The organism is Stenotrophomonas maltophilia (genome assembly GCF_013464485.1).
In the GTDB taxonomy this organism is placed as follows: domain Bacteria; phylum Pseudomonadota; class Gammaproteobacteria; order Xanthomonadales; family Xanthomonadaceae; genus Stenotrophomonas; species Stenotrophomonas maltophilia_AW.
In genome coordinates this window covers 66179-92503 of the sequence record NZ_RAUX01000007.1, presented here as the reverse complement: position 1 = coordinate 92503, position 26325 = coordinate 66179, and the positions used below count along the sequence as shown (strand labels likewise).

Annotated in this window: 24 protein-coding genes; 11 read left to right on the top strand and 13 right to left on the bottom strand. The window is 66.7% G+C overall.

Annotated elements, in window-relative coordinates; all coding sequences use genetic code 11:
- Positions 1-816 (top strand): FecR family protein (locus D7Y61_RS03580; RefSeq protein WP_258010201.1); only part of this gene is annotated, 816 nt, incomplete at its 5' end.
- Between the two features lie 70 nt (positions 817-886).
- Positions 887-3304: a TonB-dependent receptor domain-containing protein gene (locus D7Y61_RS03575; RefSeq protein ID WP_180865090.1), complete on the top strand. Its 2418-nt coding sequence runs from the start codon at positions 887-889 to the stop codon at positions 3302-3304.
- Between the two features lie 54 nt (positions 3305-3358).
- On the opposite strand, the gene D7Y61_RS03570 is transcribed toward D7Y61_RS03575, so the two are convergent.
- On the bottom strand, positions 3359-5260 hold the full coding sequence (locus D7Y61_RS03570; RefSeq protein ID WP_219627777.1) for an amidohydrolase: 1902 nt from the start codon (positions 5258-5260) through the stop codon (positions 3359-3361).
- 39 nt (positions 5261-5299) lie between these two features.
- Here D7Y61_RS03570 and blaL1 point away from each other — a divergent pair, with 39 nt between their 5' ends.
- Complete coding sequence (gene blaL1 / locus D7Y61_RS03565; protein WP_180865089.1) at positions 5300-6172, top strand: L1 family subclass B3 metallo-beta-lactamase; 873 nt, start codon at positions 5300-5302, stop codon at positions 6170-6172.
- A 118-nt stretch (positions 6173-6290) separates the two neighbouring features.
- Here the strand turns inward: blaL1 and D7Y61_RS03560 are convergent, their stop codons facing one another.
- On the bottom strand, positions 6291-6827 hold the full coding sequence (locus tag D7Y61_RS03560) for a DUF411 domain-containing protein (RefSeq protein WP_180865087.1): 537 nt from the start codon (positions 6825-6827) through the stop codon (positions 6291-6293).
- A 477-nt stretch (positions 6828-7304) separates the two neighbouring features.
- Positions 7305-9590, bottom strand: coding sequence for an FdhF/YdeP family oxidoreductase (locus D7Y61_RS03555; RefSeq protein WP_180865085.1), 2286 nt, complete (start codon positions 9588-9590; stop codon positions 7305-7307).
- A 245-nt stretch (positions 9591-9835) separates the two neighbouring features.
- Here D7Y61_RS03555 and fdhD point away from each other — a divergent pair, with 245 nt between their 5' ends.
- Positions 9836-10675 carry a formate dehydrogenase accessory sulfurtransferase FdhD gene (gene fdhD / locus D7Y61_RS03550; protein WP_180865083.1) on the top strand — a complete coding sequence of 280 codons (840 nt, stop codon included), beginning with the start codon at positions 9836-9838 and terminating at the stop codon, positions 10673-10675.
- 157 nt (positions 10676-10832) lie between these two features.
- Here fdhD and D7Y61_RS03545 read toward each other — a convergent pair whose 3' ends face one another.
- Positions 10833-11369 carry a carboxymuconolactone decarboxylase family protein gene (locus D7Y61_RS03545; protein WP_180865081.1) on the bottom strand — a complete coding sequence of 179 codons (537 nt, stop codon included), beginning with the start codon at positions 11367-11369 and terminating at the stop codon, positions 10833-10835.
- A gap of 106 nt (positions 11370-11475) precedes the next feature.
- Between D7Y61_RS03545 and D7Y61_RS03540 the strand changes: the two genes are divergently transcribed.
- The gene (locus D7Y61_RS03540; RefSeq protein WP_180865079.1) at positions 11476-12357 is read left to right on the top strand and encodes an AraC family transcriptional regulator; all 882 of its coding nucleotides are present in this window, start codon (positions 11476-11478) and stop codon (positions 12355-12357) included.
- 95 nt (positions 12358-12452) lie between these two features.
- On the opposite strand, the gene D7Y61_RS03535 is transcribed toward D7Y61_RS03540, so the two are convergent.
- The 8 genes from D7Y61_RS03535 to D7Y61_RS03500 all read right to left on the bottom strand — a co-directional run bounded on the left by D7Y61_RS03535 (position 12453) and on the right by D7Y61_RS03500 (position 19083).
- Complete coding sequence (locus D7Y61_RS03535; RefSeq protein ID WP_180865077.1) at positions 12453-13013, bottom strand: TetR/AcrR family transcriptional regulator; 561 nt, start codon at positions 13011-13013, stop codon at positions 12453-12455.
- A 4-nt stretch (positions 13014-13017) separates the two neighbouring features.
- On the bottom strand, positions 13018-14550 hold the full coding sequence (locus D7Y61_RS03530; RefSeq protein ID WP_180865075.1) for an MFS transporter: 1533 nt from the start codon (positions 14548-14550) through the stop codon (positions 13018-13020).
- 151 nt (positions 14551-14701) lie between these two features.
- Positions 14702-15448 carry a hypothetical protein gene (locus tag D7Y61_RS03525; protein WP_180865073.1) on the bottom strand — a complete coding sequence of 249 codons (747 nt, stop codon included), beginning with the start codon at positions 15446-15448 and terminating at the stop codon, positions 14702-14704.
- The gene (locus tag D7Y61_RS03520) at positions 15448-16068 is read right to left on the bottom strand and encodes a DUF3299 domain-containing protein (RefSeq protein ID WP_180865071.1); all 621 of its coding nucleotides are present in this window, start codon (positions 16066-16068) and stop codon (positions 15448-15450) included. Before D7Y61_RS03520 ends, D7Y61_RS03525 begins: the two co-directional genes overlap by 1 nt.
- A complete protein-coding gene (locus tag D7Y61_RS03515) occupies positions 16058-16609 on the bottom strand; it encodes a DUF3299 domain-containing protein (RefSeq protein ID WP_180865070.1) in 552 nt (183 codons plus the stop codon). The genes D7Y61_RS03520 and D7Y61_RS03515 overlap by 11 nt, the downstream gene beginning before the upstream one ends.
- A gap of 2 nt (positions 16610-16611) precedes the next feature.
- Positions 16612-17865 carry an ABC transporter permease gene (locus tag D7Y61_RS03510; protein ID WP_180865068.1) on the bottom strand — a complete coding sequence of 418 codons (1254 nt, stop codon included), beginning with the start codon at positions 17863-17865 and terminating at the stop codon, positions 16612-16614.
- Positions 17858-18553, bottom strand: coding sequence for an ATP-binding cassette domain-containing protein (locus tag D7Y61_RS03505; protein WP_180865066.1), 696 nt, complete (start codon positions 18551-18553; stop codon positions 17858-17860). Before D7Y61_RS03505 ends, D7Y61_RS03510 begins: the two co-directional genes overlap by 8 nt.
- Positions 18550-19083 (bottom strand): ZrgA family zinc uptake protein, encoded by a 534-nt coding sequence (locus D7Y61_RS03500; RefSeq protein WP_180865064.1) that lies wholly within the window; start codon positions 19081-19083, stop codon positions 18550-18552. The genes D7Y61_RS03505 and D7Y61_RS03500 overlap by 4 nt, the downstream gene beginning before the upstream one ends.
- Before the next feature lie 32 nt (positions 19084-19115).
- Between D7Y61_RS03500 and D7Y61_RS03495 the strand changes: the two genes are divergently transcribed.
- Positions 19116-19592 (top strand): MerC domain-containing protein, encoded by a 477-nt coding sequence (locus tag D7Y61_RS03495; protein ID WP_180865062.1) that lies wholly within the window; start codon positions 19116-19118, stop codon positions 19590-19592.
- 57 nt (positions 19593-19649) lie between these two features.
- Here the strand turns inward: D7Y61_RS03495 and D7Y61_RS03490 are convergent, their stop codons facing one another.
- On the bottom strand, positions 19650-21782 hold the full coding sequence (locus D7Y61_RS03490) for a TonB-dependent receptor (protein ID WP_180865060.1): 2133 nt from the start codon (positions 21780-21782) through the stop codon (positions 19650-19652).
- Between the two features lie 189 nt (positions 21783-21971).
- Between D7Y61_RS03490 and D7Y61_RS03485 the strand changes: the two genes are divergently transcribed.
- From D7Y61_RS03485 to D7Y61_RS03465, 5 genes are all read left to right on the top strand, one after another.
- The gene (locus tag D7Y61_RS03485) at positions 21972-22826 is read left to right on the top strand and encodes a helix-turn-helix domain-containing protein (protein ID WP_180865058.1); all 855 of its coding nucleotides are present in this window, start codon (positions 21972-21974) and stop codon (positions 22824-22826) included.
- Positions 22827-22941: 115 nt separating this feature from the next.
- Positions 22942-23319: a copper homeostasis periplasmic binding protein CopC gene (gene copC, locus D7Y61_RS03480; RefSeq protein WP_180865056.1), complete on the top strand. Its 378-nt coding sequence runs from the start codon at positions 22942-22944 to the stop codon at positions 23317-23319.
- A gap of 10 nt (positions 23320-23329) precedes the next feature.
- Positions 23330-24214, top strand: coding sequence for a copper homeostasis membrane protein CopD (gene copD / locus D7Y61_RS03475; RefSeq protein WP_180865054.1), 885 nt, complete (start codon positions 23330-23332; stop codon positions 24212-24214).
- Positions 24215-24259: 45 nt separating this feature from the next.
- Complete coding sequence (locus D7Y61_RS03470; RefSeq protein ID WP_180865052.1) at positions 24260-24958, top strand: heavy metal response regulator transcription factor; 699 nt, start codon at positions 24260-24262, stop codon at positions 24956-24958.
- Entirely contained in the window at positions 24955-26322 is a 1368-nt protein-coding gene (locus tag D7Y61_RS03465) for a heavy metal sensor histidine kinase (RefSeq protein WP_180865050.1), read from the top strand. The genes D7Y61_RS03470 and D7Y61_RS03465 overlap by 4 nt, the downstream gene beginning before the upstream one ends.
- Positions 26323-26325 lie beyond the last annotated feature (3 nt).

Genomic DNA, 26325 nt, shown 5'->3' with positions numbered 1-26325 from the left:
GCCCCCCCCTCCACCGAGCAGGTGCTGGACCAGCATCGCGACGCCCTCAAGAAACGCTTCCCGCTGCCGGCCCCCGAAACCTTGCGACGCCGCGGCGGGGGGGACGCAAAGCGGGGGATGCCCGCGCTGGCCGTACTGCTGGTGATGGCAGGCGCACTGTTCGTGGTCGATCCGGCCTGGCAGGTACGCGAGTACCAGACCGGCGTGGCCGAGCGCCGCGAGCTGCCCCTGTCCGATGGCAGCCGCGTACTGCTTGACGCAGGCACCCGTCTGCAGGTGCGCCGCCATCTGCGCTCCCGGCAGGTACTGCTGGTCCAGGGGCGCGCCCGCTTCGACGTGCAGCACTCCGCCTGGCGGCGCTTCGAGGTGGATGCCGGCCCGGTGCACGTGCGCAACTATGGCACGGTGTTCGATGTCGATCGCCAGGGCGAGCTCAGCGAGGTCACGCTGTGGCGCGGCGAGGTAGGCGTGCGCGTGGAAGGCGGCACTGCCGAACAGCGGCTGGTCCCCGGCCAGCGCCTGCTGGCCCAGCCGGGTTCGGTCTCCCCGCCGGAGGTGGTCGAGCTGGACCAGGCCGACTGGACCCATGGCCGGCTGCAGTTCGATCGCATGCCTTTGGCTGAGGTTCTGCGGATCCTGCAGCGCTATCACGACCGTCCCATCGTGCTGGACGACCCGGCTCTGGGTCCACTGCTGGTATCGGGCGTGTTCGATGCCGATCGCGCCGAGACCGCCGTGGCGTTGTTGCCGGAGATCCTGCCGGTGCAGGTGAATACCGCTGCAGATGGAAGCCTGCATCTGCGCGCACGCCATTAGCGGCCACATCGAGGGTGGGTTGAGCGCCGCCCCAACCGGCAACTGCTTGAACCCCTTCGAAGGACCCCGCATGACCCGCCGTCATTCGCCCGCCGCCCTGCGCCGGCTGGCCCCCACCCTGCTCGCCGCCTGCCTCTGCACCGCGCTGCCCGCTGCCGCACAGACCACCGCACCTGCGCCGCTCGAACTGCACCTGCCCGCCGGCCCGCTGCAGGCTTCGCTCAACGCGCTGGCGCGCCAGAGTGGTATCCAGCTGCTGTTCGCCGCCGACACGGTAAGCGGCCGCAACGCACCCGCTCTCGATGGCCGCTACACGCCAGGCGAGGCGCTGCAGCGGTTGCTGGCCGGGCACGGCCTCACCCTCCAGGAACGCTCGCCCGGTGTCTTCGTGGTAAGCCCGGCAGCCACGCCGCCAAAGGCCAAGGCGCCGGCGCGGGCCTCCTCGCCAACGGCCCCCACCTCGCTGGCCCGCGTCACGGTATCGGCCTCCACGGCGCGCATGCCGCAGGGCGAAACCGCGATGCCCAACACCATCACCGTGCTGACCCGCGAGGACATCGCCCAGCAACTGGCGCTGGGCTCGGATGTTTCGCGCGTGCTGTCGTCACAGATTCCGGCGTTCGCGCCAGCGCGCGAGAAAATGTCCAACTACGGCGAAACAATGCGCGGCCGCGGCATCCTGTACATGGTCGATGGTGTACCGCAGTCCACACCGCTGCGTGATGGATCGCGCGATTCGCACACCATTGATCCGGCGATGATCGAGCGCATCGAAGTGATCCACGGTGCCAATGCGCTGCAGGGCATCGGCGGCACCGGTGGCATCGTCAATATCATCACCCGCAGTGCGCCCAGTGAGCCGGGCGCGTTCCTGCTCGACACCAATGTCAGCTACAGCTCTGCCCTGCCCAGCCGCCATGATGACAATGGCCAGCGCGGCTCGGCCCTGGTGGGTGTGCGCAGCGAGCAGTTCGACCTGGTCGCTGGCCTGGCCTATGAAAAGCAGGGCCTGTACCACGACGGCGAGGGCCGATCGATCGGCACCAACGCGCAGGGCGAACTGATGGATTCGACCTCGTCGAATGTATTCGCCAAGCTGGGCTGGAGCATTGCCGAGGGCCATCGCCTGCAGGTGATGGCCAACCGCTACGAACTGCGCGGGCTGGACAACTACTTCGCAGTGAATGGCGACTTCCGCAGCGGCCGCCCGACCGTTTCGGTACCGGGTGACACGCCACTGGATCCGCCGATGAACCGCTCACGCTCCTTGACCGTGGACTACAGCGCTGCCGATCTGCTTGGCGGTCGCTTCCAGGCACAGGCGTTCGCGGTCGACTTCGAAGGCCGTTATGGTGCCAGCCAGTGGGATCCGTGGGGCAACACAGGTGCCAATGCCGCCTGGGACCAGACCCAGAACGAATCGGACAAGCGCGGCTTCAAGCTGACCCAGAGCTGGACCCGCGTGGCCGATACCACGCTGGACGTCACCCTGGGCCTGGACGGCCTGCGTGACCGCACCCACCAGGTGCTGCTGGCCAGCGGCATGAACTGGGTGCCGCTGACCACCTACCAGAGCCTCTCGCCGCTGCTGCAGCTGCACTGGTGGCCGACCGATCACCTCATGCTGTCCGGCGGCCTTCGCTACGAAAAGGGGGAGCTGGAAGTGGGCGATTACACGACGCTGCCGCGTTACGGTACGCGGAAAGTGGCCGGGGGCAAGCCGACCATGAGCGAGACCCTGCCCAACTTCGGCGCGGTCTGGTACATCAACGATCGCCTCAACGCCTATGCCTCGTACTCGGAGGGCTACACCGTGGCCGATGTCGGCCGCGTGCTGCGTGCGATCAACCGCGACGGCCAACGCGTGGAGAACCTGGTCGACCTGTCGCCGGTGGTCTCGGACAACCGCGAAATCGGTCTTGAATACGACGATGGCCGCTTCAGCGGTGACATCGCCTACTACACCTCCGAATCCAAGCTGGGCTCGGTGCTGGTCTACGACGCCGGCATCGACGCCTACAACGTGCAACGGCAGGCCACGCGCGTGGAAGGCTTCGAGAGCAACCTGCGCCTGCGCCTGGGTGACAGCCGCCTCGGCCTGGGCTACGCGCGCGCGAACGGCCGCTATGACGCCGACATCGACGGTCGCCTCGACAGCGACCTGGCGGGCGTGAACATCGCACCGAACCGGCTGACCGCGTTCTGGGAACAGGGCTGGACGCCGCAGCTCAGCACCCGCCTGCAGGCCAGCCACGCCTTCGATCGCGACTTCGACCTGCGTGGCGCGCGGGTAGCAGAGTTCAAGGGCTACACCACGGTGGATCTGGTCGCGCGCTACATGCTGGACAAGCATGCCTTCACACTTGGCGTGCAGAACCTGGCGAACAAGCAGTACATCAGCTACTACTCGCAGACGACGCCATCGAATCCAAGCTATTTCTCTGGTCGCGGCCGGGTGCTGACGCTGGGGTGGCAGTACCGGTACTAAGCAGCAGCAGGGCCCGGGGCGGAGTTGCCCCGGGCCCGCAGTGGAATCTGCGGGTCACGCTGCGTAGCGTCGCTCACCCTGCAGCCAGGTCTCCATCACCTTCAGGTCGAGCACCCTTGCCGGATCGATCTTCAGTGGATCGCGATCGAGGATGACCATGTCCGCATACTTGCCGTGTTCCAGGCTTCCGACAATGTCATCGACGCGGCACTGCCAGGCCGCATCGATCGTGACGGCGCGCAGTGCCTGCTCGACACTGATGCACTCCTCCGGATTCAGCACCTCGCCACCATCACGCATGCGCCGGTTCACCGCATTGTCGATGTAGCGCAAGGGTTCGATGGTCGTGACATTGAAATCCGAATGCAGCGAGATGCGCAGGCCTCCATTCAATGCAGAACGGCATGGGTCGTAGAACGCCGCGCGCTGCGGTCCGAGGATGTTGTCGCGGAACGCTTTTCCCCAGTAGAAAACGTGCCCGATCAGGAACGAAGGAGAGACCTGGAGATCGGCCAGCCGGGCGATCTGCTCGGGATGCAGCACGCTGCAATGTTCGATGCGATGGCGATGATCCGTGCGCGCGGTCTTTGCCAGCACCGCCTGATAGACGTTCAGCGTAGTGTCAATGGCTGCATCACCGTTGGCATGGATACCCACCTGCCAACCGAGGTCGTGGGCGCGCTGGACCCCAGCGATCAACTGGGCTTCGGTGTAGTTCAATGCTCCCCGCTTGTCCGAACCCAGATAGTTCTGGCGCTGATAGCCGGTCTGCGCCTGGTTGGAGCCATCGGACCAGAACTTGATGCCGGTCAGGCGGAAGCGATCATCGCCATCCCCAGGCTTGATGCCACGCTTGATCCAGTCGTCCATCAGATCGGAGGTGAGGAATCCTGAGTAGCGGACAGATGGATTGTTCGCCATCACGCCATGGAGGACGTCCAGATCCGTAGTTCCACCGGTGCCGATGCCTGCGTCATGCAGGCTGGTGCAACCGGCCTTGGTCGCGTCTGCGAACAGCTGCTGGATCAGCTCCGCATATCGCTCCGGGCCCGGCATCGGCATCACCGCCATGAACGGCTTCATCGCAGGGGATTCCTGCATGCGCCCGGTGAGTATTCCATGCACGCGATCGTAGCGCCCCTGATCCGGATCGGGCGTGGCATCGGTGACCCCTGCTGCCGCGAATCCCTTCGTGTTGCTGTAGGCGATATGCCCATTGGACTCGAGCACGAAAACCGGATTGTCCGCCGCCACACCATCCAGTGCCTGCATCGTGATGGCCGGGCCTGGCATCAGCGAGGGGTCGATGCCCTGCGCAACGATCCATTCCCCGGGTTTGACTGCACGCGCTGCGGCGCCGATCTTGGACAGCGCTTCGTCCAGGGTGGCGGTACTGAACGGTGTCACGTCCACCCAGTCGGACAGCATCGCCATCGCCGAGTGCATATGCGGATCGATGAAGCCTGGCAACAGCGCCCTGCCGCGCAGATCCACCACGTCAGTGTGGCGCCCCCGGTGCAACATGACCTCCTCGTGGCTGCCCGTGGCCAGGATCCGCCCTTGGCGAACCGCGATGGCCTGCACCTTGCCCTTGCGCCCGAGCGTATGGATCGGACCGCCATGGAAAATCCGATCCGCCGGCCCCGCCAGGTCCGGCGCCGGCGTAGCCGCGATCGCCGTCATCGGTGCAGCCGTTCCCGCCACTGCCACCACCCCCAATCCGATCATGCTGCCGAGAAAATCACGACGAGCCTGCAGGAATGCTGCGGCTCCGGGATTGCACACAATGCACATGCGCCTGCTCCTTCCTTGTGGTCCGCGCAGGCTACCCCGAGCACGTCGAATACGCTGCGAACTGCATCGCCCTTTAACGACGGGGCAGCGCCAGAATTCCGGCACCTGCAACCCCTCCTCATGGCAGGCATGAGGAATCATCGAAACGGGACCGGAAAACACCGTGCTAGCCTCGATCCACCTTCCCTATGCATCTTTCACATGCGCCAGCACATGCTCGCCCTCACGCTTGCCGCAGTACTCACGATCACCCACGCCAGCGCTGCCGAAGCGCCCTTGCCACAGCTGCGGGCCTATACCGTGGATGCGTCCTGGTTGCAGCCGATGGCGCCGCTACGGATCGCCGACCACACGTGGCAGATCGGCACGCAGGACCTGACCGCGTTGCTGGTGCAGACTGCCGACGGCGCAGTGCTGCTGGACGGCGGCATGCCACAGATGGCCGGCCACCTGCTGGACAACATGAAGGCGCGCGGTGTGGCTCCGCAGGACCTGCGATTGATTCTGCTCAGCCATGCGCATGCCGACCACGCCGGCCCGGTTGCCGAACTCAAGCGTCGCACCGGCGCGCATGTAGCTGCCAATGCCGAATCGGCGGTGCTGCTGGCACGCGGCGGCAGCGATGATCTTCACTTCGGTGATGGCATCACCTATCCGCCCACCAGCGCTGACCGGATCATCATGGATGCCGAAGTGGTTACGGTGGGTGGCATCGCGTTCACCGCGCACTTCATGCCGGGGCACACGCCGGGAAGCACCGCGTGGACCTGGACCGATACCCGCGATGGCAAGCCGGTGCGCATCGCCTACGCCGACAGCCTGAGTGCGCCGGGCTACCAGCTGAAGGACAATCCCCGCTATCCGCGCCTGATCGAAGACTACAGGCGCAGCTTCACCACGGTGCGTGGCCTGCCCTGCGACCTGCTGCTGACTCCGCATCCAGGTGCCAGCCAATGGAACTACGCTGCCGGCAGCAAGGCCAGCGCCAACGCGCTGACCTGCAAGGCCTACGCGGATGAGGCCGAGAAGAAATTCGACGCGCAGTTGGCCAGGGAATCTGCGGTACACCGATGATCCTGTAGAGCCGAGCCTACGCTCGGCTTGCCGGCCGAAAGCAGCCGAGCGTGGGCTCGGCTCTACACCGGCCGCGTAGAGGGGTGCCGGCCAGGCCGACCGGCACCTCCACTGACTGTCAGCCCCCCTGCCCGTGCTGGGCATACGGCTCGGTGCTGCCGTCGGTGCGCACCAGCTCAACGGTGTACCGCTGCACGTAGCCATCGGGCATTTCCATTCCCGGCGAACCGGCCGGCATACCGGGCAGCACCAGCCCGCGCGCCGACGGTCGTTCGGCCAACAAGCGCTTGATGTCCTCGGCCGGGATATGGCCCTCGACCACGTAGCCACCGATCTCGGCGGTATGGCAGGAGGCCTTGCCGACCGGCACGCCCAGGCGGACCTTGATCGGGTTCATGTCGTCGGTATCGCGCACATCGACCTGGAAGCCGGCGGCCTTCAAGTGATCGACCCATATGCCGCAGCAACCGCAGCTGGCGGTCTTGTGCACGATGGCAACCGGCAAGGCCGGATCAACCATCGCCGGGCTGACCGGGGCTGGTGCCGGTGCCTCGCTGGCGACCGGTGCTGCGGAGGATTCTTCGACGGCACGAGCGCAGGCGTTCGTGGCCAACACAGTGCCCAGCAGCAGGCCGAGGGAGAGAGTACGGTTCATTGAGTGATTCCTTTGCAGGTACGGGCAACAAGGCCCGCCGCCCGCGCATCGAAGGCGCCGGCAGAGTCGAGAAAAAGTCGAGCAGTCTTGGCAGGCGCTTGAGGGCCTGCAGGAAATCACGCGATGGGTGGACGCAACGGGTCCGGCATCGGCGGCGGTGCGCGCTGCTGGGTGCTTGCCGGCACAGGTGCCTCACGCCAGGGCGATGCCGGTGTTCCGTTCAATGTCGCCAGCAAGCCAAGACAGGCCGGCGGGCATTCACACTCGCCGCTCTGGCAGGCCGTTGATGCAGCAGCGTCGCAGCATCCGGCCATGGCCGCAGAATGCGGTGCGGCGCAATGGTCCGCGCTGGACTGCGCCGCGTACGAGGATGAGACAGTCGCAAGCGCCGGTGCATTCAGCACCAAGGCAACAAGCAGCATCCATCTCAGTAGCAGGCCAGGCAGGTTCACCCGCCGATGATAGCCGATGCGCGCGTCACGCAATCGCCGCCACCATTGCGCTCACCCGCACCGGAATCGACTTGGCGGCTGGCGTGCCGCTGATCCGGTCGTAGTAATCCAGCGGCAGCAACGGGTTCAGTTCAGGGTAGTAACCGGCCAGCGCGCCGCGCGGCATCGGGTAGTCCAGTACGGTCAGGCCTTCGATGCGCCGCTGAACGCCATCACCGCTGATGGTCTCCAGACTGACCAGTGCCTCCTTCTCCAGCCCGCGCGCCAGCCGATCCTCGATGTTCATGAACAGCACCATGCGGTCGTTGTACACGCCGCGATAGCGGTCGTTGTAGCTGTAGATGGTGGTGTTGTACTGATCGTGCGAGCGCACGGTGGCCAGCCGCAGCATGTCCGGATCATGTACGGGATCGTCCACGTCCAGGCCAGGCATCACCAGGATGTTGGCCTTGCCGTTCGGCGTGGGCCAGACGCGGCGGCGCGGCGGGATGTCCAGATGGAAACCATGCGGCTGCTGGATGCGCTCGTTGAAGCCGGTGTAGATCTCCGGGTACACCGCAGCTATCAGTTCACGAATGGGGGCATAGTCGTGAATGCAGCGTGCCCAGTCGACCCTGCTGTGCGGCAGTGCGGCCATCGCCATGCGGCAGACGATCTCTACCTCCGGCAACACATCGGCACTGACCGGCTCGAGCACACCCCGCGAGGCGGTCACATTGGACATCGCATCTTCGATGGTGACGAACTGCTCGCCGGCCGGCGTGACGATGCGCTCCGAGCGCGCGACCACCGGCAGGATCAGCGCGTCGCGGCCGTGCACCAGATGACCTCGGTTGAGCTTGGTGGCGATGCCCACGGTCAGATCCAGGCCACGCATGGCCTCATACGCACGCGGCGTATCGGGCACTGCATGAATGAAATTGCCACCCAGGCCGATGAACACCTTGGCGCTGCCGTCCAGCATCGCTTCGATCGATTCGACCACATGGTGGCCGTGCTCGCGTGGCGGATCGAAGCCGAACACCTGCTGCACGCGATCCAGATAGGCCGGCTTGGGCTTCTCATCGATGCCGACGGTTCGGTCGCCCTGCACATTGGAATGGCCGCGGATCGGCCCGATGCCGGCACCGGGCTTGCCGAAGTTGCCACGCAGCAACAGCAGGTTGGCGACCTGCTGCAGCAGGCGCGAGCCGTACTGATGCTGGGTCAGTCCCATGCCGTAGCAGATCACCGTGGCGTTGGAGCGGATGTAGATCTCCGCACAACGGCGGATCTGCGCCTGCGAAATGCCGGAAATCCGTACGATCTCGTCCCAATCCTGCGCCATCACGTCCTCGCGCAGCGCCTCCAGGCCCACCGTGTGTTCTGACAGGAAGTCGTGGTCGAGCACGTGCTCGCCCTGCGCCTCGCGCTCGAACATCACCTTCATCATGCCCTTGATCAGCGCGAGGTCGCCGCCGATGCGGATGTGCACGAACTCGCTTGTGATTTCGGTAGAACCGAACGTGGCCATCTGTACCACGTCCTGCGGTTCTGCGAAGCGGATCAGCGCGCGCTCGGGCATCGGGTTGACCGCTACGATGGGGATGCCGCGTTTGCGCGCCTCGACCAGGTTGCTCATCATCCGCGGCGAATTGGTGCCGGTGTTCTGGCCGATCACGAAGATCGCCTCGGCGTGCTCGAAATCCTGCAGCACGATGGTGCCCTTGCCCACCCCGATGGCCGGCGGCAGGCCGCGGCTGGTCGGCTCGTGGCACATGTTCGAGCAGTCCGGGAAGTTGTTGGTGCCGAACTCGCGCACGAAGATCGAATAGAGGAACGCAGCTTCGTTCGGCGTGCGGCCGGAGGTGTAGAACTCGGCCTGGTGCGGGCTGTCCAGTGCCTGCAGGTGGCGGCCGATCAACGCGAAGGCCTCATCCCAGCTGCACGGAACATAGTGGTCGGTGGCTGCGTCGTAACGCATTGGCTCGGTCAGCCGGCCCTGCATCTCCAGCCAGTAATCGGTCTGCGCCATCAGTTCGGTAACGGTGTGCTGTGCGAACAGTTCGCGGCCGGCGCGGAACTGGGTGGCTTCCCAGGCCAGTGCCTTCGCGCCGTTTTCGCAGAACTCCAGTTTCCTGCGCTCGTCGGCGTCCGGGAACGCACAGCTGGGGCACTTGAAGCCACCCGGCTGGTTCATCGCCAGCAACGCCTTCGAGCCTTTGCCGATCACGCTCTGCTGCAGCAGCACCCTGGCGGTAGCGCCGGCGGCCCCCCAGCCACCAGCCGGCTGGTTGTAGGGCTTGTAACGCGGTGGCTTCTGCTCGGACATGTTCGGGAACCTGACGGGAGGAACGCAGCAACACAACGGCACAATGCGCTCCGGCAGCGCCTTCGATCGCACGGCCAGCTTCACAGTCAAGCACGGCCCACGCCGCTCCGCCAGTGGATACGTGCCATTTTCAGCGCAGCCTGCCATGACAACGGTTACCGCCGCGTCTGCGTGTGATCACTGCGCTATCCTCGAAACCGCAGGCGGTGGCCCGCCCGCGTTTCTTCCTTGTCCGGACGCGCTGCATGCCTGATTCGATCCCGCCGCACACCCCGCCGGCCGGCACCGTCCAACGCCCGTTGCAGCGATGGCGCAACGAGGGTCGACAGCGGCAGGTCGATGTGGTGGCCGAAGAAGTACCGGTGGCGCTGCGCTACAACGGCGCCGCCTTCGCGGTGATGATGGCCACGCCGTGTGACCTGGAAGATTTCGCGCTCGGGTTCTCGCTCAGCGAGGGCCTGATCGACACCCCCTCGCAGTTGCTGTCGGTCGACATCCGCCCGCAGCTGGAAGGCATCGAGCTGCAGATGACCGTCGCCGAGGAGGCGCCCGGTGCTGACCTGGACCCGGCCAATGGACGTCTACTACCGGGCCGCGGTGGTTGTGGCCTGTGCGGCACACGCCAACTGGAAGAGGTGCTGCGACCGCTGCCTGAGGTGCGTGAGCGGCGGACCTACCCCCCGGCAGCCCTGCAGCGGGCGCTGGCCATGCTGGTGCAGCATCAGCCGATGAATGCGGTGAGTGGCTCGACCCACGCTGCCGCCTGGGCCGACGCCAATGGCCGGATCGGCTGGGTGCGCGAGGATGTCGGCCGCCACAATGCGTTGGACAAGCTGATCGGTGCTCTGCATCACAACGAGCACACCGTCACCGGCGGCCTGCTGGTCATTTCCAGCCGCGCCAGCTACGAAATGGTCAGCAAGGCGGTACGTGCCGGCGCCAGCGTGCTGGCGGCGGTATCGGCACCGACCGCGCTGGCGATCGACCTGGCCCGCAGCGCAGGCCTGTGCCTGGTGGGTTTCGCGCGGGAGAGCGGATTCAACGTATATACGCATCCCGAACGGCTGCAGGCGGATGACAAGTAACGTCGACTGGGTAGAGTCGACTGTCAGTCGACTGCCCTTCGTTCAGATCCCCAAAACCCCGCGCTGCGCACGATAGTCGACTGACAGTCGACTCTACCCCGTCGGCTCCATTCCGACCGGCCCGGGCGGACCACTGCCACCCGGGCCGAACCGAATCTCAGCGCAGCGCCACCTTCGGGAAGTCCACCGGCACGTCGAACGCTACGTTGACGTAGTTGGTGAACAGGTTGAGCGCCACGTGGGCGAGGATCTCAACGATCTGCTCATCGTCGAAGCCGGCCGCACGCAGCGCCTGCACATCGCCATCGGCAATCTGCGCACGCTGCTCGACCACCTTCAGTGCGAAGTTCAGGGCAGCGGCGGTCGCTGGGTCGCTGGACTGGCCGATCTGCGCGGCGGCCATCTGCTCGCTGCTGGCACCGGCCTTGCGACCTAACGCAGTGTGGGCGGCCAGGCAGTATTCGCACGCATTGCGGTTGGCGATGGCCACGGCGATCTGCTCGCCCAGCAGCGGCGACAGGCGACCGCCGCCCAGCGCGCCGAACGAACCCCACATGCTCTGCAGGGCGGCTGGCGAGTTGGCCACGGCGCGGAACATGGCCGGGGTGGCGCCGAAAGCGGCATGGACCTGGCCCAGCAGGGCCTGGCGGTCGGCAGTGGTGTTGGCGGCATCGATCAGGGGGACACGGGACATGGTGGATCTCCTTGGGAAAGCGCCCGGGATTGGACGACCCGCTCATCCTAGGTAGACTCGTTGGACGCATTAGGCGCAATCAGCCACACATGTTGTCCATTCATCCATGAGCATCCCCGCCGACACCTCCCCACCCGACCGCCTCTCCTCCCTGCTGGAGCGCTTCCGGGTACAGGCCGCGCTGTTCCACAGCGGTCCGCTGTGCGGGCGCCATGTCTTCGAGCCGCAGCCCGGTCGTGCCTTCCTGCACATCCTGCGCCAGGGTGAAATGGAGGTCCGCCATCCCGGGGGCGATATCGCGCTGCCCCGCTTGAAGATCGACACACCCAGCCTGCTGCTGTATCCGCAGCCGCTGCACCATGTGTTCTTCAACGCACCGCTGGATGGCCCCGATTTCACCTGTGCCACGCTGGATTTCGATGGCGGTGCGCGTAATCCGATCGTGCAGTCGCTGCCGCCGGTGATGGTGGTGCCACTGGCCGCGATCGGCGAATTGGACGACACCCTGCACCTGCTGTTCGCAGAGGCTGATCGCCGGCGTTGCGGCTCAAGGCTGCTGACCAACCGCCTGTTCGAGGTGGCGCTGATCCAGATCCTGCGCTGGGTGGTGGACCACCCGGACGCGGCCGGCGTCAGCCACGGGCTGATGCGGGGGCTGTCCGATGCGCGGCTGGCGCGCACGCTGGTGGCGATGCACCAGGCGCCGCAGGAAGAATGGACGCTGCCACGCATGGCTGCGACCGCCGGGATGTCGCGCAGCGCCTTCGCGGCGGCGTTCAAGGACGTGATGCAGGCGACGCCGGCCAGCTATCTGCTGGACTGGCGGCTGAGCCTGGCCTGCGCGCAGTTGAGGGCGGGCGTGGCGGTCAAGCAGGTGGCGATCGAGGTGGGGTTTGCCGATACCGCCTCGCTATCGAAGGCGTTCCGCAAGCGGCTGGGGGCGTCGCCGAGGGCATGGCTGGCGGGCCTTGCCGCGCAGGCCGGGTAGAGTCGACTGTCAGTCGACTCTCGCGCGCAGCGCGGGGGTTTCGTTGTCTGGTTGAAGAGCAGTCGACTGACAGTCGACTCTACCGACAGTCGACTCTACACGTGCGACGCCCCATCAGACTTCGCCAGCAAGCCGGCGATGCGCTCTGCAACCTGGGCACGCACATCTTCATCCAGCTGCCCTTCGTACATCGCCTCATAGATCCACAGGCCATCGGCGGCCAGGCGCGCCACGAAATTGTCGAGCGTCGTCGGGTCGGCATTCCCGGCCTCCGGCGCGGACGGTGCCCAGCGCTGGACCGCCGGGCCCCACGGACGCTCGCGCGCTTCAGGGTCGGCCGATTCAAGCATGAACATCAGCTCGGCACGGGTAGCGCTCTGGGCCGACACGCGCACGAAGGTCTGGTAACGCTCCAACGCAGTGGCCTGCTCGGCGGTCTTGCCCAGCAACGCTTCCATCGACGTCTCCCAGGCATGCACCAGGTGTTCGTCGATACCCCGCAGCAGCGCCTCGCGGGACGGGAAGTGATACAGCAGGCCACCACGTGTCAGCTGGGCCTCGGCCGCCACCGACTCGAAGGTCACCGCGCGCACGCCGTCACGATTGATCACGTTGACGGCGGCGTCGAGGATGCGATCGCGCTTGCTGGTTCTCATCGCTTCATTTTACGCGATCGGCCGCGCCCTCGCGGCTGCCCACGCGGCCGCGCAGCAGGCGCGCGATGATCGCCGCGCCCAGTGCGAGCATCGCAGTGATCACCAGCAGCACGATCTGGTAGCCGCGGTCATACGCGGCCGCAGCCAGCACGAACCACTCGCCCTGCCCGCTCTCGCGCGCGGCATGCAGCGCCTGGGTGAAGCCTTCCCGGGCAAGTACAGGCATGTCGGCCGAGACCGGCAGGAATGCGCTGTACATTGCCGCGCTCAGGCTGCCCAGCATCGCCACCGCCAGCAGGCCGCCGAACTCATAGGACACTTCTTCCACCGACGAGGCCATGCCTGCCCGATGTGCAGGCACATTGTTGAGGATGGCGGTGGACGCCACCGAGATGGCCGCACCCATGCCGAATCCGGTGATCGCCATGCCCGCCACGACCCAGCCGAGCCCGTGCGGGAAGCCGAACGCCACCACGCCGACACCCAGCGCGCCCGCAGCCAGGCCGCCGCAGATCAACGGACGCAGGCCGACCCGATGGAGGATGCTGCCGCCCAGCAGCGCACTGGGCAGGCTGCCCAGCGCTGCCACCGATACCAGCAGGCCCGCCTGCAGCGGCGTAAAGCCCGCCACCAGCTGGAAGCGCTGGGTGGTGACCAGCTGCAGGCCGGCCATCGCGAACAGGGTGAACACCGCCGACAACGTGCCGGCCAGGAACGCCGGGTTGCGGAAGATCGCGAAGTCCAGCAGCGGGTACGGTAGCTGCTGCTGGCGGCGCGCGAACGCCGCACCGCTGATGACGGCCAACAGCAGCGCGCTTGCGCCCAGCGCATACGACGGCGGCGTAGCGATCAGCGACTTGATCGCCAGCACCAGGCCGGACAGTGCAGCCAATGCCAGCACTGACGACACCAGATCCCAGGGCCGCGAGGTGTCGCGCTGTCCTTCCGGCGCCAGCAGCAGCGTGGCCACGAACGCGACCACCACCACCGGTACATTGATCAGGAACACCGAGCCCCACCAGAAGTGCTGTAGCAGCCAGCCGCCAATGATCGGGCCGAGCGCCGCACCGACAATAGCGACCGAACCCCAGATCGCGATGGCGATGTTGCGTTCGCGTTCTTCGTGGAAGCTCAGTCCGATCAGCGCCAGCGTGGCCGGCATCATCGCTGCGGCACCGACCGCTAGGAACGCTCGCGCAGCAATCAACTGCGCGGCAGTTCCAGCGAAGGCTGCGGCCAGCGAGGCAATGCCGAACACCACCAGGCCGATCAGGAACATGCGCCGGTGACCGATGCGGTCGCCCAGCGTACCCGCGCCCAGCAGCAGCCCGGCCATCACCAGCGGATAGGCGTTGATGATCCACAGCGCCTGGCCGGCACTGGCCGAGAGTTCTTCGGTCAGCGTGGGCAGTGCGGTGTAGAGCACGGAGTTGTCGAGCGTAACCAGCAGCAGGCCAGCGGCGACGGTGAACAACAGTGCCCAGCGACGGGCACGCGACAGGGCCGGCGCACCGGCCAAGGGCTGGGACAAAGCCATGGGAGAACCTGATTGGGGGTGGAATACGGCCATAACTATACAGGATGTCCTGTATAGTTATGAGAACAACGGTACCGATTCAGATTGGGGCCCGGGCAATGTTCATGTTGTCGTGCCCGTCATGCCGGGTCGTGGACAGTGTCAGGGATCATCACCGGCAGTCCTCCGGCAGCGCGGCAATCGCCGATACCACCGCTGCCTGCATGCCCTGCCCCACAGCCATGTCCAGTTCCCCGCCAGTTCCCCCATGCTGGCGCCGCAGCTCGTCCTCGCACAGGCCGCGCACCCGTGCACGGGCGTTCGCGCGCAGGCTGCTGCACCGCCAGTCGGTGCCACCCAGCGGCAGCACCGAATACACCACGCTGTTGCAGGCGTTGCCGGCGCGCTGCTGCAGCGACAGTCCAGCGAAATCCCGCGGTTCGCTGCTGCGTTGCGGGTCGAAGTAGCTGTCCGGGAACGTGCGCGCGTACTGTTCGATGTCCACGGCCATGCTGCGCCCACCAGCCAGCGGCATCTGCAGCGGCTGGCCGCACTGCGTCGCATCGGCGCGATGCTGGATGTACTGGTAGATCGGCCGGTCCAGCGATGGATCCTGCTGGGTCACCGCACTGACCGCCGCCAGCACCGGCAGCGATGCACGATTGGCCATGCGCGCCAACAGACCTGCCTGCGCCGGCTGGCAGCGGTCGCGCAGGGTTGCAGCGAGCAGGAACAGTACGTCGTTGCGGAACGCGTGGTCATCGCCCAGGCGCTGTTCGATACGCCGGCTGGCGTCGGACGCCGGTGCCGGAAACGCGACCGCCGGCGGCGCGATGGGTGCGCGCTGCTGCTGCCACCACACCAGCAGCGCAACCACTGCCAGCACCATTCCCGTAGCAATGATCGAGCGCCTGCGCATCAGTTGCGGATCGCCGTCAGCGTGGCCGCTGCGGCATCGTAGGATGCGCTGGCGATGTCCGCGTCGAAACGCTTCACCTGCAGGCGGCCGGCAAGCCGGTACGGGTCCCACAGGTCTCCCAGTGCGATCGGCGTGGCCAGGGTCACATGGATGATCTGGTTCGGTGGCGGTGGCGGCACATGGATGCAGGCCCCGTAGAACGGCACGAACAGCAGTTCATCCACCAATCCTGCATCGTTGGTACCGAGCGGTACCACGTAGCCATCCAGATCCACCGCGCGACCATCGACAGCATCGACCACGCGCGAAGAGCCGAACTGCTTGGCGCGGTCGGGGCTGGAATGGTCGATCTCCAGCCCCGGCGGCGTGCCCGAGCCGGTGTCGTCGATCAGGCCACCCACGCCCTCCATGCCGTTGCGTGACAGGCCGATCTGCGGGGGTGGGCGCTGGAAGGTCACTTCGTCCGGCCGCAGCGCGTCCCAGCGATCAATGGCGGCTTCGGCCGTGACCGAGGGTGCCGGCTTTTCCTGTGGCGTGACCGCCACGGTATCGCCGCCCGGCGCCGTACAGCCCGTCAACCACAGGCATCCCAACGCCAGCAACAGGTGACTACGGTTCATAGGGCCTCAGCTGTGCGTCACGCATGGTGTAGGCCGAACCGGCCAGATCGTCATCCAACCGTTCGGCGCGCAGGGTGCCGACCAGGAAGAACGGCGAATACATGTCCGGCATCTCGATCGGGCGCGGCAGCACCACGTGCACGATCTGGTTCGGCGGTGGCGGCGGCACATGGATGCAGGCGCCGTAGTACGGCACGAACAGGAATTCGGTCAGCCGCCCGTCCTGCGCGTTGGCCAGCGGCACCACGTAACCCGGCAAGCGCACCGGCCGTTGCAGCACGGTATCCGCGGTGCGAAACGTACCGAACTGCGGCATGCGCCGGTTGCCGTTGTGCTCGACTTCCGGGCCCTCGCCCCGTTCCAGCGCGGCCAGCTCGTCCTTCGGCATCATCTGCAGCCAGTCCAGTTCCTGCTCCGCAGCGTCTGCAGGGTCATCGCGGTCAACAACCGGCGCGGGTGGCAACGCCTGCACGCCGGTATCCACGGGCCGCTCACAGGCGGCCAGCGCCAGCACCATCGGCACTACCCACATCCAGCGCATGCTCAGCCTCCCGGTGAAAGGCCATCGGCCAGGGTGCGCCGGTAAGCGAGCAACGCCGGCACCAGCCCCGCTACCGCGCTGACCAGCAGCACGCCCGCAGCCCATGTCAGCTCGCGGCCATCCGGCCAGACATGGGTGATCGACAGGCCGAAGGTGGCAAGTACCCAGCCGCGCCCGGCAATGCTGGCGACCACCAGCAGCGACAGGGCCAGCACGCACGCCACGGCACTGGTCGCCACGGCTTCCACCACGAGCAGGCCAGCGATGTAGCGCGGTCGCGCACCGGTGGCACGCAGGATGGCCATCTCACGCCGCCGCTCCTGCAGGGTCGAGACCAGCAGCGCCACCAGCGAGACCATGCCCAGCAGCACCACCATTGCACTGATCAGCTGCAGGGCGCGCTCGGCGGTGCCCAGTGACTGCCACAGCTGTTGCAGCGTGACGCCGGGCAGGATCGCCAGCATCGCCTCGTCCGGATACTCGTTGATCCTGCGCTGTACCGAGAACGTGGCGATGCGCGAGTTGAGGCCGAGCATGAAGGCGGTGATGCTGGTCGGCGTCAGGTCCAGGTGGCGCGCCTGCTCGGCGCTGACGCTCTGGCTGCGCAGCTGCACGCCCGATCGCCAGTCGACATGGATCGCCTCGATGGCCGGCAGCGAGACCAGCAGCGACGAATCCACCGGCGTGCCGGTGCGCTGCAGGATGCCCGCAACACGGAACGGCTTGTCGGCATGCGTGGCCAGGGTGACCGCGCCGGTGCCGTGTGCCAGCACGATCTCATCGCCGAGGCCGACCTTCTGCGCGCGTGCCACTTCTGCGCCGATCACCGCGTCATACAGATCATCGAAGGGCTGCCCCTGTGCAAAGGCCAGCTCGTGACCGGAACCATAGCGATAGTGTTCAAAGTAGCCGCCAGTGGTACCCACTACACGGTAGCCGCGCCAGGAATCGCCCAGCGACAGTGGCACCGACCACTTCACCTGCGGCAAGGCGGACAGCTCCTGGTAGGACTGCCAGGACACGTTGTTGGTCGGGTCGCCGATATGGAACACCGAGTACAGCAGCAGGTTCACCGGTCCCGAGCGCGCACCGACGATCAGGTCGGTGCCCGATACGGTGCTGGCGAACCCCTCATGCGCCTGCGTGCGCACACGCTCGACGCCCAGCAGCAACACCACGCTGAGGGTGATGACCAGCACGGTCAGGCCGACACTTAACGCACGGCTGCGCAGACTGGCCCAGGCAAGCTCAAGCATGGCCGGCACCTGCCTGGTTGATCTCGGACAGTGAAATGGTGCGGTCGAACAACGGCTGCAGGCTGTCGTCATGGCTGACCACCAGCACCGTGGTGCCAGCCGCCTGGCACTGCGCGGACATCAGCTGCAGGAAGGCGGTCGCCGCTTCGCGGTCGAGCGCCGAGGTGGGCTCATCGGCCAGCAGCAACGCCGGGCGGCCGATCAGGGCGCGTGCCGCCGCCACGCGCTGCTGCTGGCCAACACTGAGCGTGCCTGCGCGCCGCTGCATCAGCGCCGGGTCCAGCTGCAGGGCCAGCAGCAGGCGGGCGATCTCGGCATCCAGCGGCCCACTGATGCGCGCGCTGCGCAGGCGCGAGAAGCGCAGGCCCAGCGCGATGTTGTCGCGCACGGTGAGGAACGGCAGCAGATTGAACTGCTGGAAGATCACGCCCAACTGGTCGGCACGGAAACGATCCCGCGCCGCACCTCCCATGTCCTGAAGTGCCTGGCCTGCCACCTCGACACGGCCCCTGCCAGGCAACAGCACACCGGCCAGCAGGCCCAGCAGGGTACTTTTGCCACCGCCGCTGATTCCGCGCAGCAACACGCTGCTGCCCTGCTCGACCCACAACCGCGGGATATCCAGCACCAGCTGCATGCCGTATCCGAACTGCACGTCTTCCAGCGAGATCACCGGTGCCGCGCTCACGGTGCCAGCACCACGCGCAGGTTGTCGGGGGTCAGGACGTTGCGATTCTGGCCGTTGGCTGTCGCACTGTTGACGATGACTTCGTGCAGGCCCGGGAACAGTACGGGCAGGCGCACGACGATGGCGCGCAGCTCGGCAGGTTTGGCACAGTGGTACTGCAGCGTTGCGCTGAAACCTGCGTGCCGGTGCTGTCCCGGCGGCGGCGCTGCGGCCGTCGCGTCGAAACCCTCTGCATCGGCTCTACTGGTGGCCAGAAGGCACTCTGCAGCGGTGGGCAAGGTGACCCAGCTGCCGCCCTTCAGCAACGACGTCGCTCGTGCCAGCGTGGCCTGCTCGGCTGCATTGGCCGGCGGCCGCTCGTAATCGAGGATGCCTATGCCGGGGGCCTGAAGGGCGAATTCCAGGGTTTGCTGGTCAAGCGCAACATCCACTGTCGCCTGGCCATGCACGTGCGGTGCGTTCTGGCGGATGTCATGGGCCTGCGCGGCGCTGGCAGCCAGCAGCAGGAATAGAGCAGCAGGAAGCTTCATGGGGGAGTCTCCAATTGTTACTATGTAACATTATGGACCATATCCCCACGACGCCCGCAAGGGCCCTGGCCCAGCCGCCAACTTCGGCACGCTGGCACCTCCGCTTCGATCTTGCCGGTGCCTGGCTGTCCCTGGCCTGCGCCGCCCATTGCATCGCCCTACCCCTGCTGCTGGCCTTCGTGCCGGCAGCGATGATGGCGCTGCGCTCGTTCCAGCATCCCGGCCATGGCGCAATGACATTGCTGCTGATGATGTCGCGCTGGGAGTGGCTGTTCGCGCTGCTGGCCTCCTCGCTGGCCTTGGCGAGCACCTCGGCCGGGGTGCACCGGCATCGGCACTGGCGGCCTGTGCAGCTGGCCTGCGCCGGCGCCATCCTGCTGCTGTCGGCCTCTCTGTATCTGCCGCTGAAGGAATCGCTGCTCTGGCATGGCGTAGCCACGGCATGTGGTGGCGTGTTGTTGGCGGCGGCGCACGTCGGCAATCGACGGGCGTTGCGTAACCGCCGGTAGCGCCGGCCGTTGACCGACGCCCCGAAGATGCCGGCCAGCGGCCGGCACTACCTATCATCAGAAGCGGTAGCCCACTTCCGCCCCGAAGATGCGCGGGCTGTCGACCGGGCCGTAGTAATTGCCATCACGCCCAAATGCCAGATTGTCGAAGATCAGGCCGTTGATGCGACGCTTGTTGGTCAGGTTCTGCACGAATACCCGTGCGCTCCACGGCCCGGTTTCGTAGCCCAGCTGCGCGCCCAGCACGGCGACGGCCGGCTGGAAGGCGCGGTTGCGCTCGTCAAGTGCGCTGGAGCCGGTGAACTGCGACTCCAGCCGCGCGTAAAGCCCGGATTCAAACTGGTAGCGTGCGGCCAGGTAGCCGGTGTAATGCGGGGTCAGTTTGACCCGCTTGCCATCCAGGTTCTGGTCGACGGTGACCCACAGTTTGGTGTACTTCGCGTCGACGTAGCCCACATTCGCCATCAGCGTGAAACCCGGCAGCACTTCAAACACGCCCTCCAGCTCGGCACCGCGCGAACGGATCGAGGCATCCGAGCCCACGTAGTCCGAAGAGATCGGACGGCCGTTGGCATCGGTGGCCACCTGGATCTCCTGCCAGTTGTCCGACGTGATATGGAACAGCGCGCCACCGATGTGCCCGCGCCCACCAGCCAGGTTCATCTTGAAGCCCAGTTCATGACTCCACATGCGCTCAGCCTCATAGCGCAGCACCTTGTCGTTGACCACATCGCTCTGCGCTGCGGCCAGGTTGAAGCCACCCGGTATGTAGCCCTTGGCCGAAGCGGCATAGAACGACAGGTCGTCAGTGGCGTCGTAGCGCAGCGACACCCGCGGCAGTGTCGCCGTGAAGGTATGCGCCAGCGCGGCGTCGCGGTACAGCACGCGGCCACCGGCGCCCAGATCCAGCGCACCTGCACGCTGCTCGGTGGAACGCCGCGCCTGCTCATGGCGCAGGCCGGCACTGGCGGTCAGCTTGGGCAGCGCGGGGAAGGTGTAGCTTGCGGTAGCGAACGCACTGTAGTCCTCGCCCTTCGAAGTCTGCCGCGGCGCCAGGTTGTAACTGTCCAGCCCATGCAGTGCCGGGCCGACGAACGTGCCAAGGACCGAATCCTTGCTGTTGCGGTAGGTGGACACACCGGCCATCCACGTCAGGGCCTGGTCGCTGGGTGAACTGAAGCGCGCCTCGGCCGTCCACTCGCGCTTCCGGTCGTAGATGCGGCCTGCCAATGCCGGGCTCTGGGTCATGTCAAAGTCATAGCCGGCGGAGGTCACTTCCTCGCTGCGCCAGGAGGCGGCCACGTCCAGCGTGCCTGCCTGCAGCTGCCATTGCGCGCTCAGGCCTGCAACCGACTCATCCTTTTCGGTGCGCTTGGGTGCGTCGTTGATATAGGTGAAGTCACCGGCAGGACGGCCACCGTTGAGCGACGTTCCGTAGGTGCGGTTGTACTGGCCGGTATCCAGCGGCAGGTACTCGTACTCGAACATGCCGGGCGCGCGGGTGCGCAGGTGATAGGCCAGCGCGTTCACCGAAACATAGTCGCTTGGCCGCCAGCGCAGCTTGCCCTGCAGATAGCCTTCGCCCACCCTGCCGCGCGCACCGGACGGCGTGAGGTTCTTCAGGTAGGCGTCCTCATCCGAGCCCATGAACGCCACCGAGCCCGACAGGCTGCCCGTCTTGTTCAACGGCCCTGCCAGGAAGCCATCCAGAGCGGTGCCATTGCCGTTGCCGAACCAGGTGCTGCGCACATTGACCTCGCCCTCTCGCGCATCGGCCGGGCCGCGTGTACGCACCAGCACCAGCCCCGACTCGCTGTTGGCACCGTACAGCGTGCCCTGCGGCCCGCGCAGCACTTCCACCGACTCGACCTGGTTGAGCACTGCGTTGCTCAACTCCCGGAACGGGATGCCATCGATGTAGACCGAGGCACGATTGACCAGGAACGGATTGGACTCGATGCCGCGGATCGAGATGAACATGTTGCTGAGCTGGCCCATCGCATTGAATTTCACGTTGGGCGCGAGCTTGTCGAGGTCACGGAACTCGGTGACACCCGCCTCCTTCAGCGCCTGCCGGTCGAGCACCGTCACCGACAGGTCGCTCTTCAGGTAGGGGGTATCGCGCTTTGAACCGGTGACGCGTACACCGTCGAGCGTGGCCGGGTCGGCCTGCTGGGCCAGCACGGGCATTGCGGGAATGAGCAGGGATGCCGCAACGAGGGCGGCGGCAGGCGTGGACGACTTCAACGGGGAGACCTCGACGGGCTGGACTGGAGGACGCGCGAGCGGCGGCAGCGCGGGACAAGAGTGTTATGATGTAACACCCGCGCCGCGCTGCCACTCCATTCCGGGCGGCACTGCTCCATTCCCGGATCCTTGATGCCAACCCTCGCCGACCAGCTGTTGCAGGAAGCCGGCCCGCAGCCCCCTGTGGTTCACGCCAGCAATGAGGGCGCGGTGGTGCTGCTGCGCCACCACTTCGAAGCAGGTGAAGGTGAGATGGGGCATCCGCACCAGCTTCGCCTGGGCATGGCCGTGGGCGGCGGCGGACAACTGCAGCAGCACACCCTCAACGGTCTTCTGCGGGCATCCTGGCGACCTGGCCAGTTCAACCTGGTGCTGCCCGCAGACACCGGCACCTATGTCAGCCCGTCAGTGGATCTGATCGGGATCGCCATCGATACCCGCATGCTGCCGCACAACGTGCAGACGCTGCATCACCTGCAGCCGCTGGCTGCGCGGCTGCACCGCGATCCGGTGGTGTCCGCGGTGCTGAGCGCGTTGTGGTGCAGCACGCAGGCCGATGCCTGCCTGCCCGGCTTCCTTGAGCATGGCGCGCAGGTGCTGCTGCACCGCCTGGGCCAGCTTGCCGGCCAACCTCGCCAGGCACGCGGCACCACGTCTGCGCTGTCGGCACGACGGCTGCGACAACTGGAGGCCTACATCGACGCGCAGCACGGTCGGGCGCTGACGGTCCCACAGCTGGCTGCTGCAGTGCAGATGGAGGCCGCAACGTTCAGTCGGGCGCTACGCGCGGCCACAGGCCTGCCACCCTACGCGTTCCTCACCCAGCGCCGCATGCACTGGGCGCGCACCGAACTCGCGCAGGGCCGCCGTGTCACCGATGTTGCCCTGGCCAGCGGGTATGCCAATCCCAGCAAGTTCAGCGCGGCATTCCGCCGCGTGCTCGGCTGTTCGCCGTCTGCATGGATCGCGCAGTCACGTACCCGGTAGTGCCGGCCGCTGGCCGGCAGCCAACCAACATTACAAGACGGTAATGTCCGCGTCAGGGCAGCGAAAGGCGCCACTCTTCACCCTGAGGGCCAGTTCTCCCACAGGTGTCCCGCGCATGACCCGCTTCCCGATCCGCTCCGTTTCCCTTGTTCTTCTCCTGTCCGGCCTCGCGGTTGTACCGCTGGCGCTGGCCCATCCCAGCCTGGTGCGTTCGACGCCGGCCGCCGACGCCACCGTAGCCCCGGCGACCGAGATCACGCTGCAGTTCAGTGAGAAGGTGATGCCGCGTGCCACCCGCATCGAACTGAGCATGGACCACGGCCGCATGAAGATGGCCATGCCCACCACCACGCAGGACCTCTCAGAAGATGGCCACACCCTGCGTGCGCGCTTCGCCAAACCCTTGCCGGCAGGAAGCTACGCACTGCAGTGGCGCGCGGTCGGCCAGGACACTCATCCGATGACCGGCAGCTACCGCTTCACCGTGAAGTAAGGCGGCCGTCGTGGCCGAGCTCTCACCGTATGCGCTGCGGCTGGCGTTGTACCTGGTGCTGATGCTGCTATTCGGGCGGCTGCTGTTCGTCCGCCCCGGGCCGCCACGCGGCATCTCGCTGGCGCTCGCCGTGGTTGCGCTGATCCTGGTCGTCACCGATGCGGCCAGCCGATTGTCCGGCGTGCTTGGCATATCAGCAGTCGACATCGATGGCGAGACGGCGCGCTGGTTTCTTACCGGTACGCCGGTGGGTGAGGCGGGGCTGCTGCGCATCCTGGCCCTGCTGGCAATGCTGCCGCTGCTGGCAGTCAATCGCCCGGTGCAGGGCCTGCGCCGTCTGGCGCTGCTGGCATTCTCGGCGGCGACCCTGGCCAGCCTCGCCTGGAATGGCCATGCCGCTGCTGGCGATGGGTTCGCTGGCAGGCTGCGTCTTGCCGCCGGCATCGTCCACCTGTTGGCCGCCGGCGCCTGGGTCGGTGCGATCGCCGCCATCCTGCAGCTGGCACTGCGCCGCCAGGGCCTGCGCCTGCGCGAACGCACCTACGAGTTGTGGCAGGCCGCGCATAGCTTCGCCGTGCCGGGCACGATCATCGTCGTCCTGCTGGCGATGACCGGCACCTATACCTATGTCGATCTCGGCGGTTCCATACAGACCCTGACCGGCGCCGCGCATGGGCGTTGGCTGCTGCTCAAGCTGGCGCTGGTGGGTGGCATGCTGGGACTTGCCGCGCTGCATCGCTGGCGGCTGGTGCCGGCGCTGGCCAGTTCCATCCGCGGCGGCTGGCAACCCAGGCCGCTGCGCTCACTTCGCCACAGCCTGGCCTGCGAATCGGTGCTGGCCGTGCTGGTGCTGGCCTGCGTAGCGGTGCTAGGCACGCTGGACCCATTGGCATGACTCATCCGTTCCAGCACGGGCCCAAGCTGCGATGATGGGCACACCATGAAACTGCTGATCGTCGAAGACGAACCCAAGACCGGCAACTACCTGCGCCAGGGCCTGATCGAGGCCGGCTACGTGGTCGATCTCGCCTGCAACGGCCTTGACGGGCTGCACCTGGCCGGCAGCGGCGAGTACCAGCTGGTCATCCTCGACGTGATGCTGCCCGGCCTGGATGGCTGGAACGTGCTGTCGCGGCTGCGCGAGGCCGGATGGCAGGTGCCGGTGCTGTTCCTCACCGCGCGCAGCAGCATCGCCGACCGCGTGCAGGGCCTGGAGCTGGGCGCGGATGACTACCTGGCCAAGCCGTTCGCCTTCGCCGAGCTGCTGGCGCGCGTGCGCACCCTGCTGCGTCGTGGCCAGGCGCTGCCGCAGGCCGAGCGCATCGTCATCGCCGACCTGGTGGTGGACACCCTGCGCCGCCGGGTCGAACGCGGCGGCCAGCGCATCCCCCTCAGCCAGAAGGAATACACCCTGCTGGAACTGCTGGCGCGGCGGCGCGGCGAAGTGCTGCCGCGCTCGTTGATCGCCTCTCAGGTATGGGACATGAACTTCGACAGCGACACCAACGTGATCGACGTGGCGATCCGCCGCCTGCGCGCGAAGATCGACGATGACTTCGACGCCAAGCTGATCGTCACCGTGCGCGGCATGGGCTACGTGCTCGAGGCACCGGACGACGGCACTGTGAGCAACGGATGAGCCTGCGCCGTTCCATTGCGGTACGGCTGACGCTGCTGTTCGCCATCGTGGCCACGCTGGTGCTGGCCGCATTGGGCGTGGCGATCTATGTCAGCGCCCGCCACGACCTGGTGGCCCAGGACTTCATCGAACTGGAAAACAAGGTTGCGTTGATCCGTGACCTGGCTGATAACGGACCGGCATCTGCACGCGGGCAGCGCTTGGCGGAGGCGCTGGGCCATCATCCGGATATCGCCTTCCACATTGTTGATGGGAGCGGCGCGGTGCTGTTCTCCACCGCACCGGCACTGCTGCGCGAGCATGCACGCAGCCAGCCCATCGACGCCGCGCCACGGCGGCACGACTGGATCCTCACTGATGGCCGCTGCATGCATGTCCTGCACCTGCGCCAGACGCTGGCCGACGGCAGCCAGCTGGTCATCCTGCTGGCCATCGACGACAACCGCCATGCTGATTTCCTGCAGCGCTTCCGCCATCTGCTGGCGATCGCGATCATCGGCGCCGCGGTGGCCAGCAGCCTGCTCGGCGGCTACGTGGTGCGGCGAACGCTGCGGCCGCTGCGCACGCTGGCCGATGAGGCCCGGCAGATCACCGCCGGCCGGCTGCAACGCCGACTGAGTGCACGCAGTGCACCGGCCGAACTGGAGCAGCTGGCGCAGACGCTCAACGGGATGCTGGCGCGCCTGCAGCAGGACTTCGCGCGGCTGACCGAGTTCTCCGGTGATCTCGCCCACGAGCTGCGCACGCCGATCACCAATATGCTGACCCAGGTGCAGGTGGTGCTTGCGCACCCGCGCAGCAATGAGGCCTACCGCGAGACGCTGGCGTCGTGTGCCGAGGAACTGCAGCAACTGGCACAGACCGTGGGCGACCTGCTGTACCTGGCGCAGGCCGAGGCGCCGGGCGCGCTGCCCTCGCGCGAGCCGGTGGCGCTGGATGGGGTGGTGGATTCGCTGCTCGAGTTCTACGACCTGCTGGCCGAGGATCGGCAGTTGACCCTGCGCCGCGACGGCACCGCACGCGTCGAGGGCAATCGCTTGATGCTGCACCGTGCGATCGCCAACCTGCTGTCCAACGCGTTGAAGCACGCAGCCGTGGGCAGCGAAGTGCGGGTGCGGCTGCTCGAGGCCGATGGCGTGTGCAGGGTCAGTGTGCACAACCTCGGCACGCCGATTGCCAGCGAGGCGCTGCCGCGCCTGTTCGATCGGTTCTACCGCGGCGAACGTGGCCGCCACGAAGGTGCCGGACTGGGCCTGGCGATCACCCGCGCGATTGCACAGGCGCACGGCGGCAGCGTGAGTGTTGCGTCGGATGGCACCGGCACCATGTTCGAGCTGGTGCTGCCGAGGGCCTCAGCCCGGTAGTGC

What these genes read in the sequence shown, in the direction of transcription:
- D7Y61_RS03560 (WP_180865087.1), bottom strand. Translation starts at nt 6,827, where the DNA reads ATGAACCGTACTCTCTCCCTCGGCCTGCTGCTGGGCACTGTGTTGGCC.
- D7Y61_RS03530 (WP_180865075.1), bottom strand. Translation starts at nt 14,550, where the DNA reads ATGGCTTTGTCCCAGCCCTTGGCCGGTGCGCCGGCCCTGTCGCGTGCC.
- D7Y61_RS03540 (WP_180865079.1), top strand. Translation starts at nt 11,476, where the DNA reads ATGAGCATCCCCGCCGACACCTCCCCACCCGACCGCCTCTCCTCCCTG.
- D7Y61_RS03485 (WP_180865058.1), top strand. Translation starts at nt 21,972, where the DNA reads ATGCCAACCCTCGCCGACCAGCTGTTGCAGGAAGCCGGCCCGCAGCCC.
- D7Y61_RS03555 (WP_180865085.1), bottom strand. Translation starts at nt 9,590, where the DNA reads ATGTCCGAGCAGAAGCCACCGCGTTACAAGCCCTACAACCAGCCGGCT.
- D7Y61_RS03495 (WP_180865062.1), top strand. Translation starts at nt 19,116, where the DNA reads ATGGACCATATCCCCACGACGCCCGCAAGGGCCCTGGCCCAGCCGCCA.
- D7Y61_RS03500 (WP_180865064.1), bottom strand. Translation starts at nt 19,083, where the DNA reads ATGAAGCTTCCTGCTGCTCTATTCCTGCTGCTGGCTGCCAGCGCCGCG.
- D7Y61_RS03575 (WP_180865090.1), top strand. Translation starts at nt 887, where the DNA reads ATGACCCGCCGTCATTCGCCCGCCGCCCTGCGCCGGCTGGCCCCCACC.
- copC (WP_180865056.1), top strand. Translation starts at nt 22,942, where the DNA reads ATGACCCGCTTCCCGATCCGCTCCGTTTCCCTTGTTCTTCTCCTGTCC.
- D7Y61_RS03545 (WP_180865081.1), bottom strand. Translation starts at nt 11,369, where the DNA reads ATGTCCCGTGTCCCCCTGATCGATGCCGCCAACACCACTGCCGACCGC.
- D7Y61_RS03490 (WP_180865060.1), bottom strand. Translation starts at nt 21,782, where the DNA reads ATGCCCGTGCTGGCCCAGCAGGCCGACCCGGCCACGCTCGACGGTGTA.
- D7Y61_RS03525 (WP_180865073.1), bottom strand. Translation starts at nt 15,448, where the DNA reads ATGCGCAGGCGCTCGATCATTGCTACGGGAATGGTGCTGGCAGTGGTT.
- D7Y61_RS03535 (WP_180865077.1), bottom strand. Translation starts at nt 13,013, where the DNA reads ATGAGAACCAGCAAGCGCGATCGCATCCTCGACGCCGCCGTCAACGTG.
- blaL1 (WP_180865089.1), top strand. Translation starts at nt 5,300, where the DNA reads ATGCGCCAGCACATGCTCGCCCTCACGCTTGCCGCAGTACTCACGATC.
- D7Y61_RS03470 (WP_180865052.1), top strand. Translation starts at nt 24,260, where the DNA reads ATGAAACTGCTGATCGTCGAAGACGAACCCAAGACCGGCAACTACCTG.
- D7Y61_RS03515 (WP_180865070.1), bottom strand. Translation starts at nt 16,609, where the DNA reads ATGCGCTGGATGTGGGTAGTGCCGATGGTGCTGGCGCTGGCCGCCTGT.
- D7Y61_RS03520 (WP_180865071.1), bottom strand. Translation starts at nt 16,068, where the DNA reads ATGAACCGTAGTCACCTGTTGCTGGCGTTGGGATGCCTGTGGTTGACG.
- D7Y61_RS03510 (WP_180865068.1), bottom strand. Translation starts at nt 17,865, where the DNA reads ATGCTTGAGCTTGCCTGGGCCAGTCTGCGCAGCCGTGCGTTAAGTGTC.
- D7Y61_RS03465 (WP_180865050.1), top strand. Translation starts at nt 24,955, where the DNA reads ATGAGCCTGCGCCGTTCCATTGCGGTACGGCTGACGCTGCTGTTCGCC.
- fdhD (WP_180865083.1), top strand. Translation starts at nt 9,836, where the DNA reads ATGCCTGATTCGATCCCGCCGCACACCCCGCCGGCCGGCACCGTCCAA.